This window comes from Fictibacillus sp. EA-CB0309 (genome assembly GCF_055814265.1).
The window spans coordinates 888405-900904 of sequence record NZ_CP169271.1; the positions used below are offsets into that span (position 1 = coordinate 888405).

The window sequence follows — 12500 nt, forward strand, 5'->3', positions numbered from 1 at the left end:
GTGATTATCTATATACTTTCATCTTAGGTACACATACACATTCTAACTATTTTAATAATGATTTATAATTAAAATTGTGAATTGTTCTAAAGAGGGGATATCATGGAAACATTGCTGTTAACATGCTTTATATCGTTCCTAACCGTATTACTTGTAACACCGTTAGTAATAAAGTTTGCGATAAAAATTGGCGTAACGGACAAACCAGATAAACGAAAAGTACATCAAAAAGTGATGCCTAGATTAGGCGGACTTGCTATAGTCATTGGAGTAATTGCAGGCTACTTAACAGCAGGACTTCAATATAATGCAGTAACTGGAATTACAGTTGGAGGTATCATCATTGTAATCGTTGGTTTAATCGATGATAAGTTCTCCATTTCACCAAAAATGAAACTTGCGGGTCAGCTTCTAGCAGCGTTAGTTATCGTTGGAACAGGCTTGACAATTGATTTTATAAGCATTCCATTTCTAGGAAGATATGAGCTTGAATTTTGGGCTTATCCCATTACAATCTTTTGGATTTTAGCGATTACAAACGCAATAAATTTAATAGATGGCTTAGATGGACTTGCAGGAGGAATCTCTGCAATTGTTATATCAACCATTGCCATTATGGCAGGATTAAATGGAAACATTCTAATCCTCACGTTGTCGCTCATAGTACTGAGCTCAACGGTTGGCTTCTTATTTTACAACTTCCATCCAGCAAAGATCTTTATGGGTGATACAGGGTCCCTGTTTTTAGGTTATTGTATTTCAGTGCTTTCACTATTAGGTCTATACAAAAGTGTTACTCTGTTTAGTTTTGTCGTTCCGATTATCATTCTGGGAGTACCCGTATTTGATACAACCTTTGCTATCATTCGAAGACTTGCAAATAAACAGCCGATTTCAGCACCGGATAAGGGTCACCTACACCATCGTTTGCTGCAACTCGGATTATCTCATCGAAACACTGTGCTAGTAATATACGCACTAAGTATACTGTTTAGTGTTGCAGCTGCTCTATTTTCAGCTACGACGGTTTGGGGAGCTATTGCGATTATTGCAGGGTTGCTTGTTCTGCTGGAAATCATAGCTGAACTAATTGGACTGGTTCATCACAAATACCGACCACTTTTGTATATTTGGAAAAAAATCTTCAGTCCTAATTCTGGACAACAAGTTAAAATTGAAAAGAAGTACTTTTAAAAACTTGCTTATGTTAGGCAAGTTTTTTTATTATTTTATCCATTTTAAGGATGATGCAATCAGAGCAGGTGAATTTAGCGGAAAAAAATTACATTAGTAAATGCTTCTCTTTCAAGGAAATCTAATGAAAGACACTACAAATTTAACTTTTGAGGGAATCCATATGATAACTAAACCTTTCTTTACCGGAGTCATTTGCTTTTTAACAGTGGTGCTGATTACTCCTGTGGTTATAAAACTTGCTATAAAGATTAATGCTGTCGATCAACCGAATCAAAGGAAGGTTCACACGAAAGTTATGCCGCGTCTGGGTGGACTCAGTATTATCATTGGAGTAACAGTGGGCTATTTTTTGAGTGGATTATTTAAAGAGCAAGTTTTAGGTATCTCTTTGGGAGGATTAGTCATCATCATATTAGGATTTGCTGATGATATTTATCAATTATCAGCATTTAAAAAGTTAGCAGCACAAATTCTTGCCGGTTTATTAGTTGTTATGAGTGGCTTAGTTATTGAAGTTATTAACATTCCTTTTATTGGGACATTTGATATTGGTTATCTCTCTTATCCTTTAACTATTTTTTGGATCATTGCAATCACGAATGCCATCAACTTAATCGATGGTCTAGATGGCTTAGCAGCAGGGACTTCAGGGATTATAGTGGCCACTATTGGTGTTTTAGCATTTTTAAGCGGTAAAGAAATGATCCTAACCTTTTCGGTTATTATTTTCGGAAGCGTTGTAGGTTTTTTATTTTATAACTTTCATCCAGCAAAAATCTTTATGGGTGACATAGGGGCATTATTTTTAGGGTATTGTATTGCCATTCTTTCTCTTTTAGGACTTTATAAAAGTGTTACGTTATTCAGCTTCATTGTACCCATCCTTCTGTTAGGAGTACCTATATTTGATACAGCCTTCGCCATCATTAGAAGAATCGCGAACAAACAGTCAATTGTTAAGCCTGACAAAGGACATTTGCATCACAGATTGTTAAAAAAGGGTTTGTCCCACAGAAACACCGTATTATTTATATATGGAATGGGTTTAATCTTTAGCATAACTGCCATTATACTACCTTTAACAACACTACGAGGCACCATTGCAATTATGCTTTTACTCATTATTTCTTTACAATTTTTAGCTGAAAAGATTGGTTTAGTGAATGAGCGATTCACCCCATTTTTAAATATACTGCATAAACTAAATCCGAAAAATAAATAAAAGACTCCAGATTATGTTCATCTGGAGTCTTGTGTGTTCTTATTAACTTATTGGTTGAAGTCATTATCTGCTTTTGGTAACTCATTTTCTATTTCAAGGATTTTAGATAATTTTTCTCTGATTTCTCCAACTGATTCATCTGTAGGAATTTCATATGAAACCCCATTTATTGTTTCAGGATATGTTTTTAGTTGCAGGGTTTCAAATTCTTTATTCTTTAACGTTTTATAAAAGTTCCTCATAGCAAACATTTCTGTTGTGGAAATGTTTGTTTTTACGTTACTTCCTAACTCATCAATGACATTATCGGCTTTAGAGAAAGATTGTACAGAGATTGCTTTATCCATGATTGCTCGAATGGCTTCACTCTCACGTTCGTTTCTTCCGATATCACCACGCGGATCTTGCTTACGCATCCTTACGAAAGCCAATGCTTCTTCACCATCGAGTTCCATTGGACCTTCTTTAAAGGTAATCATTCGATTGAAGGAAGCTTGTTTAAAATCAAACGGTACATTTACCGTTATTCCACCAAGTTCATCCACTACATCTTCAAACCCATCAAAATTTGTGGAAACAAAATAATCGATAGGAACTCCAAGCAGTTCTTCGGTAGCTTCCATTACGGCTTGTTCACGCATGCCTTTTTTACCATAGGCATACGAATGATTGATTTTATCTTTTTCTTCAATAGCTGGTATATATGTTCTAGTATCACGAGGGATATTAATCATGGCTGTTTCTTTTGTTTCTGGATTGATCGTTATCAGTTTAATGACATCTGCTCGTCCTACGTCATTCGCTTGATAGTTCTCGATACCAACCAATAAAATGGTGACCGGATCTTTTCCAAGCTTTACTTCGTCCATTCTTAAATCAGATTTATCTTTGTCGAGATCGACAAAGCTTTTATCTGCATTGGCTTTAATTTTATATGCTAAATACCCACCGTAACCAGCGGCACTTAGAACGAATAAAAGGGCAACGACTAGTACGAACCGCATAAGTCTTCGGAAAGGACTTCTTTTACGCTTTCTTCTACGTACCCTTGTGCTTTTCATTTGATTCATAAAAATAAACTCCCTTAGTCCAATAGTATTGGAAGTATTAATGGTACTTAGCTCTTTTCTCATAATAGCGTATGAGAAAAAATAGACAATTGTCTAAAAAACGACAATATAGCTTTCGGGTGCTTATAAAATTTGATGGGTATACTTTAGGATTTCACATCTTCTTCCAAATACTCCTGCTCACCAAAAACAATTTCACTTTGGGCGTTCGTTAAATCAATGATCCACTCTTTAAAAGAGTCTCTTTCTTTTATCGGTACATACATCTGAATCTCTACTTTTTCCATATAATTCATCTCTTTGATGGGGTAGACAGAATTGCGCAGTTCGTTTTCCATTTTGCCAAGAAGTGTGTAATCAACGGTGATGTGAACGATTTGATGAAGTTGGCGTTCAACTACGCCTATGTGGTTGAGACCTTCTGAAACGGACTTGCCGTAAGCGCGGATTAGTCCTCCGGCCCCAAGCTTGATTCCGCCGAAGTAACGGGTCACAACAGCAACCGTGTCTTTCAATTCCCGTTTTTTGAGCACTTCTAACATCGGAACACCCGCTGTGCCGCTCGGTTCACCATCATCGTTCGCTTTTTGGATATTATCGGTTTCTCCGATCAAATAAGCAGAGCAATTGTGTGTTGCGCTGTTATGTTCTTTTTTAATTTGTTGGATGAACTGAATCGCTTCTTCCTCTGTTGTTGCTCGTGCAATATGGGCGATAAAGCGCGATTTATCAATGACGATTTCGTGCTGGCCGGTTTTCTTTACAGTAAGATAGTTGGATAACATGTATGGGGTAGCTCCTTTAATGTATTGGGGTTGATTTAAGTTTGGAAGTAGTTGAACTTCGCTTGAAAGTGGTTGATTTCCGTTCCAGGTTGCTCGCTTTCCGCGGGGCAGGCGGTGAGCCACATTCGTACGTTTCACTCTTAAGTGTCTCACCTGACCGTTTGTCCCGCAGGAGTCTCGCACCTCGCACTCCAATCAACTCTTCAGTGAAGATAACAAAAAAGAATCGAAAGCAACAATCTAATACAAAAAGCTTTCGTTAACAGTTCTTGCTATTACAAGTGTAACTAGTCAAAGATGCTTAAAATAGCCACAATTTTTTTGAAATGAACCAAGGAAAAACATCAATCCTCAAAAAGAGGTGAAAATTGATGTCAAAATTGTCGAAAAATCTTCATTCTTAAAGTAGAACATGATATCCTTCATTATAAGGTGATTATAAAAAGCATTCAAATTCTTAAATTTTTTTAGCAAGAAAAGTCATAAAATTCCACATCTTGGCGAATGTAGTATATTAGAAGGATTTATGTCTTCTTACGTTTAGAGTCAAGAGTGGTTAAGAAGTCCTATATATAAATTAGGCACGATGGTTCTAGAACTTCCGTTTATACTTCTTTATCGTTTTAATTGGGGGAAATTTACATGACTGCAGCTAAGTTAACGATAGATCCACATTTGTTGGACGGAATATTAAATCAAACCATCGATACCGTTACAGAAAGTCAGTCTCAGATTTTTGAGATCAGCGAACAATCGCGGCAAGAGTTTCAGCAGCTGCGCCGAGAGCTTGAATTGGTAAAGCAGCAGGTGATTGAGGTCATTCATAAGTCGGACCGCACCGAAGAGTATGCTAAGCTTGCGCGAACACGTTTGGCTGAGGTGAGCAAGCATTTTCAGAAGTATAGCGAGTCTGACATTCGTGATGCGTATGAGAATGCGAATAAGTATCAAATTGAGCTTTCGATCATCCGGCAAACGGAAAAACAGCTTCGTGAAAAAAGAGACGAACTGGAGCGGAGAATTGGCGCACTGAACGATACCGTTCAAAAAGCGGAGTCTCTAGCAGGGCAGATTTCTGTTGTCCTAAACTACCTGAACGGTGACTTAAGAAAGATTAACGAACTCGTTCAAGATGCGAAACAAAAGCAGGAATTCGGTCTTCAGATCATAGAGGCACAGGAAGAAGAGCGGAAACGGGTATCCCGAGAGATTCATGACGGACCTGCACAGTTGATGGCAAACGTCCTCATTCGATCAGAGCTTTTAGAGAAAATTTATGTCGAAAAAGGAACTGATGCTGCCCGTGCCGAAATAAAAGACTTAAGGGTTATGGTTCGCGACTCGTTAAAAGAAGTTCGTCGAATTATATATGATTTACGTCCGATGGCATTAGATGATCTTGGCCTCGTCCCAACACTGAGCAAGTATTTGCGCAACGTGAAGGAAAGTACAGGCAAAGAGGTAGATTTACATGCACTCGGTCAAACTAGAAGATTTCCGAATAAGATGGAAATCGCAATTTTTCGATTGGTGCAAGAGTCAGTCAACAATGCAGTCAAACATTCTGACGCAAAGCTGATTGAAGTGAAACTCGAGTTTACCCAAAAATTTATTTCATTATATATCCGGGATGATGGCAAAGGATTCGATATGGCCAAGCCTGCAAAATCCAATTCCTTTGGCATGATGGGGATGAGGAGCGGGTAGAACTGCTCGAAGGAACTCTGAAAGTGAAATCCCGCATAAACTTCGGTACAAGTGTTTACATTCAAATTCCCATTCAAGACTAGGAGGGTTCACACATGAATAATGTTAATGTGTACGAAAATAACGCCTCAGCACCTGAGAAAACAAGAATAGCAATTATCGACGACCACCGTTTATTCCGTGAAGGAGTTAAACGCATTCTAGATATGGAAGATCAATTCTCTGTTGTAGCTGAAGGTGATGATGGCTCTGAAGCGGAAAATATTGTCCGCGATCATAATCCTGATGTGGTGTTGATGGATATCAACATGCCAAACATCAATGGCGTTGAAGCGACTCGCCGTTTGGTAGAGAAATCTCCAGATACGAAGGTAATCATCCTATCGATCCATGATGACGAGACATACGTGTCCCATGCGGTTCAGACAGGTGCATCTGGTTATTTATTAAAAGAGATGGATGCTGATTCGTTAATCGAAGCGGTTCGCGTGGTTGCTGATGGTGGAGCTTATCTTCACCCGAAGATTACGTATAATCTTCTGAACGAATTCCGTCGTTTATCGACAACGAATAAAACACAGCAAAACAAAGCTGGGTTTGTGGAAGTGGAGTACCGTAAGCCACTTCACATCTTAACGCGTCGTGAGTGCGAGGTTCTTCAGCTTTTAGCTGACGGTCGCAGCAACCGTACGATTGGGGAAGAGCTGTATATCAGTGAGAAGACGGTTAAGAACCATGTGAGTAACATTCTTCAAAAGATGAATGTGAACGACCGTACGCAAGCGGTTGTTGAAGCGATTAAAAATGGTTGGGTAAAAGTTCGTTAATAGTGATGAAAAAGACCTTCGAGTGAGAAGGTCTTTTTCTTATGAAGAGCTGTATGGCGTGGTGCTTGATGCGAAGACTCTATATGAAAATTTTATTGTGGACAATGTTAAAAAACGTTTAGGTTGTTTATGAAAGTACTTGAAAGTAGTTGATTTCCGTTACAGATGCTCGCTTTCCGGGGGAGGCGTGCGGTGAGCCTCTTGCCGCTATGCGCCATTAAGAGTCTTACCTGTCCCACTCGTCCCCCAGGAGTCTCGCATCTTTCACTCCAATCAACTTGTCAGTGAAGAACAATAATTAAGTGACCCAAAAGCAACAATCTTTAAGACGAGTCCTTTTGGCAAGATTAACTCATGCTCATTTCCAGGGTTTTTTCCTCAGCTGGAACATTGATGGGAAACTGGAGTAAAACCCTTGTTCCGCAACCTTCTTTTGATTCAATCTGCATCTTCCCACCGTGGTTTTCAACGATTTGGTAACAAATCAGCAGGCCAAGGCCAGGGTTGCCTTCTTTTGTTGTATAAAAAGGCTGCCCGAGCTTTGATAAAAGGTGATCGGGTATGCCAGGACCATCGTCTTGAATGGAAACGTGAATGTTTGCTGCCTCTTGTTTTAGTTGAAGAGAGATGTTTCCCCATGAAGGTGTGGCTTCAATGGCGTTTTTCAATATATTTAAAAAGAGTTGTGTCATCAAATTTTCTTCACATTTAAAAAATACGGGATGGTCAGGTAATTCTAGATTAAGTGAAGTAGTGTGAAAGTCTGTTTCGTCTTCAATAAATTTAAGCGAGCGTTTAATAACCCCATTTAAGTCATGGTTATGTTTTAGGATCATATGTGGTCTTGCCAAAATCATAAGCTGACTGATGATAAAGTTGATGCGATCTGTTTCTCGAAGCATGATGCCTAAAAAATGGTGCGTTTCTTCTGTCGTGTTTTGAGATTTGAAAAGCTGCGCAAAGCCTTTAATAGAAGTGAGCGGATTACGGATCTCATGAGCTAGACCTGCTGCAAGTTCTCCTACATAGGCAAGAGTATTTGCTCTTTGTTTGAAGTTTTGCGCTTCATTTATGGCGGTCATGTCTTTTGCGATTCCGATAACTGCTGTAATATCATTTCTTGTTGAAAAGGGGATGCTTGTAACCTCAAGTTCTACTTCTTGTCCACTCTTATGAAAGATTGTGAGGGCACGCTTTGCAGTGCCACCTTGCAAAACTTGTTTTAAAAACCCAAGAGACGTATCGATCTCTTCTTTCTTTATGAGGTTTGTATAGGGCATGTTTTGTAGTTCTTGAAGTGTATACCCAGTCATACTTAAGAAAGAAGAATTGGCTTTTAAAAAATATCTGTCAGGTCCGATTACGTATACACCTTCAGGGTTTAATTCAAAAAGTGAGTTATAACGATGCTCCGATTCCAGTAGCTCAATCTGGTTTTGAACGAGCTTTTTTGGTTGCGCTGTTCTAAAATATATAGAATTAATACGACGATCGTCGCTCCGAAAACAAGTAGGGTAGCAACCATATTTATATTATTAATCGGAAAGTCATTATGCCAATTAAAAGTTGGAGTGCCAGTTATTAATGCCATTTCCCCGATATAGTGCATAAGGCTGACTCCAGCTGTGAATGACAAACTCGTAAAAACTTTTTTGAATGGTAAGTGGTTAGTGGATAAAATAGAAAAGCCTAAAGCTGAAAAAACAATAGCAGAACCAATAGAGAGGACGATATAAAATGTATTTGGCTGGATCGGCATATGAATGTGCATAGAAAGCATGCCAATCAAATGAACAGAAATAAGACCACTTGCAAAAGTGAGAGCAGATCCTAAGCGTTTATTTTGAGCATTCTGTGAGGTGAATAGGAAAAAAGCTAAGTAGGAAAAAACGATGCCAGTACCAAACGAGGCAGCCATCGTTGGCATTTTATATACGAACGGAACAGGGCTCTGGATAGACATCATTCCCATATAATGCGTGGCCCACACTGCGATACCCATTGTAACGGAACCTACTAACAAAAAATAGTGCTGCGACTTTTGCTTTTCTGCGTGACTTAATGCCCAGTCTATCGACACGAGAGCAAACAGAAAGCAAACGAATAGAGATAATATTACGATATATAGATTGTGATCCAATGGTCCTAACCCTCCCTTTAATCCTGTTTCACATTGTAAATTCTTCCAATTCCGACAAATTCCTTCTTACTTCGAAAAAAACTTTTAAAAAGTTTAAGTATTCGTGTGCTGAATAATGAACACCATAAATGTATCGCTTTTTTAGCTATTGGAAAAATATAAAAATCCTAAAAAGGACTCATCTATTATTTCGGAATTTATAAAACACCTTTAAGCAAATGACCAACTTTTTTATGTAGTCATTACAATATGAAGTAAACCGTAAAGAATTCTCTTAAAGGAAAGTAACAGGAAAAGGCGAATAGTTAGATTAATAAAAACTGAATTTAGTGAATTAGTTTTTCTGATGGTGTACACTGTTAGAGGAGATAAATACTTAAGATTTTTGCATAAGAGAGGACTAAAAATATGAGCAAGGTAGCCGTCATTACAGACAGTACTTCATACATACCCGAACATATCCGCAACGAAAAAATATTGTAATGATTCCGCTCAACGTGGTTTTCGACAATGAAACATACAAAGAAGAAGCTGAAATTAAAGCAGATGATTTTTACGATATGGTAAGTAAAGAGGAAACTCTTCCAAAAACATCACAGCCAGCGATTGGGGAACTCGTAGAACTATTAGAAGAGCTTTCAAAGAATTATGATGAAGCAATCATGATTACGTTATCGAGTGGCATTAGTGGCACGTATCAAAGTGCGGTGGCAGCAGGAGAGATGGTAGAAGGAATCAAACTTCATGTGTTTGATTCCGAAATCAGCTGTTCACCACAAGCTTTCTATGTCCTAAAGGCAGCAGAGCTAGCGAGTGAGGGCGCAAATGGGTATGACATTATGAACCACCTATTACAGATGAAAACGAACGGAATTCCTGCGTACTTCATGGTGGATGACTTGAACCACCTGCATAGAGGAGGACGTTTGAATACGGCGCAGCTTTTTGTAGGTAATCTGCTTCAGATCAAACCGATTCTTCATTTTGAAGATAAAAAAATCGTTCCATTTGAAAAAGTGCGTACAAAGAAAAAAGCGTTAAAGCGAATTTTCGACATCATGGATGAAGATGTAAAGTCAGATGATAACGTGAAAATAAGTGTGATTCATGCCAAGCGAGAAGATGAAGCGGTTGAGATTGCAGAAGAGCTGCGTGAGAAGTTTGTGAACGCAGACGTTTGGGTTAGCTACTTCGGCCCAGTAATCGGTACTCACCTAGGTGAGGGATCGCTCGGAATTACGTGGATAAAAGAATAACTATTGGAGAGATGAAAATGGAATCTCTAAATCACCGGGAGACAAAACAATGAGGTTTGTCTCCCTTTTTTAAACGATCGTTTAACCATTGCCCCTGAACCCCTTGTGAATGACTCCAGTTTAAAAGCAGCTCCCTTTAATAAACTTCCAGTAGTTGAGCAGCCACCCTTGAATCCTTCATTTCAGTATGATGAAAACCTTCAGAAAATCCTTCATGGTAAGTCACTTCTTTTGATGAACTTCCTTTTACATTGAAAAAAATTCATGAGCACTATGAGAATGGGTATTTGAATTACTCTGTAGGTGTGGGTCAAACCAAATTTGGTTATATGTGCAGCCGGTGTGGGAATGAGAAAAGCCACTTGTTCGCTTCGTTTTCTTGTTTTCGATGTAAAAGTGACACATGTGTGTATTGCCGGAACTGTATCATGATGGGCAGGGTGAGTATGTGTACGCCTTTGTTGTCGTGGAGCGGACCTAAAGTGCATTGGTCTGAAGAAAATAATCTTTTGTGGAATGGCGAATTATCTAGTGGACAGCAAGTTGCGTCAGAAAGGTTTGTTGATGATGTTGATGGTGAGGGTGAACTTTTGATCTGGGCTGTGTGTGGAGCGGGGAAAACAGAAGTTCTTTTTAAGGGGATTGAAAAAGCATTAAAGTTAGGGCTTCGAGTTTGCATCGCAACACCTCGAACAGATGTGGTGTTGGAACTGGCTCCACGTCTAAAAACTGTATTCCCTGAAACGCTGGTGGCCAGTTATTATGGCGGATCAGATGAGAGGGAAATACCTGCACAACTTGTCATATCAACTACTCACCAGCTATACAGATTTAAACAAGCGTTTAACATCATGATTGTCGATGAAGTCGATGCCTTTCCATATTCCTACGATAAAACCCTTCAGCATGCGGTTTCTCGTGCCGTTACTCCTGAGCACTTCACTTTATACTTATCCGCAACACCTTCTCAAACAATGAAAAAAGCAGCAAAACTAGGCCAGCTTTCTTGTGTGAAAATACCACAGCGGTTTCACGGTTACCCGCTCCCAGTTCCAGAGATGATATGGAGCGGAGAGTGGAGTAAGCGTATTTTAGCTGGGAGATTACCGGCTGCTTTTCAGACGTGGGTGAAGAAACAAGCAGATAGTGGGCGACGTGCAATGATATTTGTCCCATCAGTTTCTATTCTCAATAAAGTCGCTGACATCATAAAAAAACATGTATCAGTTCAGGTAGTGAGTGTTCATGCAGAAGATCCGCTACGAAAAGAGAAAGTAGAACAATTCCGCCAAAAAGAGATACAAATTTTGATAACAACTACTATTTTGGAGCGTGGAGTTACGGTTCCTTTTTTAGATGTGTCCGTATTTGGTGCTGATCATGATGTGTTTTCTGAGAGTGCTCTCGTTCAAATCGCTGGAAGAGCAGGCAGAAGTAAAGACGATCACGATGGGCAGGTACTCCTTTTTCACTACGGGAAATCGTTAAGTATGGTGAGAGCTATCAAGCATATTAAAGACATGAACAAGGAGGCTGGATTATGAGTCATTGCTTGTATTGCCATGTAACTTATTCAGAGCCATGGTCTTGGGCGAATTTGTTCGGCTTAACCTCGCCACCTTTACTATGCGAGATCTGCCAAGGGAAATTAGAGTTGATAAAAGGGAGATTTGTAGAATATGTGGTCGTGGGTTTTCATTATTTCCCGAGCAATATCGACAGGGTGACTGTTGCTTTGACTGCATTCGGTGGGAGGAAGACGCAACATGGAGCGGCGTTCTACAACAAAATCGGTCACTTTATGTCTATAACGATTTTCTAAAAGAGGTTATTGCGAAATTGAAGTATCGTGGAGACGCTGAACTAGTTAAAGCATTCTACCCTGTCGCTAAAACAACATTCAGGAAGATTTCCCGAAACGCACTCGTCATACCGATCCCTTTAAGCGATGAAAGACATTCTGAAAGAGGATTTAACCAAGCAGAACTTTTGGCGATGTTTCGGCACAACCAGCACTTATTCTAAAAAGAAAAACACATGAAGAGAAACAAAGTAAGAAGACACGTGAAGAAAGAATGAAGCAAAAAGAGAATCCATTTGAAATCATAGATTCAGAAAAAATAAGAGGTCAGGAAGTTATTATAGTTGATGATGTTTACACAACAGGGAGCACGCTGCGATATGCGGCGAAAGTCCTGTTGGAAGCTGGGGCAATAAAAGTCACATCCATTACACTAGCAAGATAAATAAAACGAATGACCTGTTAAAACCTGCATATCGTGTTCCGATATAAGTA

General features: G+C 39.2%; 10 protein-coding genes and 2 pseudogenes. 8 read left to right on the forward strand and 4 right to left on the reverse strand.

Annotated elements, in window-relative coordinates; genetic code table 11:
* The first annotated feature begins 102 nt into the window (after positions 1 to 102).
* Together ACEWFH_RS04930 and ACEWFH_RS04935 are read left to right on the forward strand one after the other, a co-directional pair.
* Complete coding sequence (locus ACEWFH_RS04930) at positions 103 to 1194, forward strand: glycosyltransferase family 4 protein (protein WP_473726357.1); 1092 nt, start codon at positions 103 to 105, stop codon at positions 1192 to 1194.
* Between the two features lie 163 nt (positions 1195 to 1357).
* Positions 1358 to 2419, forward strand: coding sequence for a glycosyltransferase family 4 protein (locus ACEWFH_RS04935; protein ID WP_473727216.1), 1062 nt, complete (start codon positions 1358 to 1360; stop codon positions 2417 to 2419).
* Positions 2420 to 2466: 47 nt separating this feature from the next.
* On the opposite strand, the gene ACEWFH_RS04940 is transcribed toward ACEWFH_RS04935, so the two are convergent.
* Positions 2467 to 3489: an LCP family protein gene (locus tag ACEWFH_RS04940; RefSeq protein ID WP_473726358.1), complete on the reverse strand. Its 1023-nt coding sequence runs from the start codon at positions 3487 to 3489 to the stop codon at positions 2467 to 2469.
* A gap of 146 nt (positions 3490 to 3635) precedes the next feature.
* A complete protein-coding gene (locus ACEWFH_RS04945) occupies positions 3636 to 4274 on the reverse strand; it encodes a YigZ family protein (protein WP_473727217.1) in 639 nt (212 codons plus the stop codon).
* A gap of 642 nt (positions 4275 to 4916) precedes the next feature.
* Here ACEWFH_RS04945 and ACEWFH_RS04950 point away from each other — a divergent pair.
* Positions 4917 to 6064, forward strand: a pseudogene (locus ACEWFH_RS04950) (sensor histidine kinase).
* A gap of 12 nt (positions 6065 to 6076) precedes the next feature.
* Complete coding sequence (locus tag ACEWFH_RS04955; RefSeq protein WP_066245383.1) at positions 6077 to 6808, forward strand: response regulator; 732 nt, start codon at positions 6077 to 6079, stop codon at positions 6806 to 6808.
* A gap of 347 nt (positions 6809 to 7155) precedes the next feature.
* Here ACEWFH_RS04955 and ACEWFH_RS04960 read toward each other — a convergent pair whose 3' ends face one another.
* Positions 7156 to 8292, reverse strand: a complete 1137-nt coding sequence (locus ACEWFH_RS04960; RefSeq protein WP_473727218.1) for an ATP-binding protein — start codon at positions 8290 to 8292, stop codon at positions 7156 to 7158.
* Positions 8190 to 8948, reverse strand: a complete 759-nt coding sequence (locus ACEWFH_RS04965) for an MHYT domain-containing protein (RefSeq protein WP_473726359.1) — start codon at positions 8946 to 8948, stop codon at positions 8190 to 8192. Before ACEWFH_RS04965 ends, ACEWFH_RS04960 begins: the two co-directional genes overlap by 103 nt.
* 408 nt (positions 8949 to 9356) lie before the next feature.
* Between ACEWFH_RS04965 and ACEWFH_RS04970 the strand changes: the two are divergent.
* The 4 genes and pseudogenes from ACEWFH_RS04970 (at position 9357) to ACEWFH_RS04985 (ending at position 12450) form a co-directional block, all read left to right on the forward strand.
* Positions 9357 to 10204 (forward strand): annotated as a pseudogene (locus ACEWFH_RS04970) (DegV family protein).
* Positions 10205 to 10686: 482 nt separating this feature from the next.
* On the forward strand, positions 10687 to 11748 hold the full coding sequence (locus ACEWFH_RS04975; RefSeq protein WP_473726360.1) for an ATP-dependent helicase ComFA: 1062 nt from the start codon (positions 10687 to 10689) through the stop codon (positions 11746 to 11748).
* Positions 11749 to 12043: 295 nt separating this feature from the next.
* Positions 12044 to 12229, forward strand: a complete 186-nt coding sequence (locus tag ACEWFH_RS04980; protein ID WP_473726361.1) for a hypothetical protein — start codon at positions 12044 to 12046, stop codon at positions 12227 to 12229.
* Between the two features lie 50 nt (positions 12230 to 12279).
* Positions 12280 to 12450 (forward strand): ComF family protein, encoded by a 171-nt coding sequence (locus ACEWFH_RS04985; protein ID WP_473726362.1) that lies wholly within the window; start codon positions 12280 to 12282, stop codon positions 12448 to 12450.
* Positions 12451 to 12500: the final 50 nt, after the last annotated feature.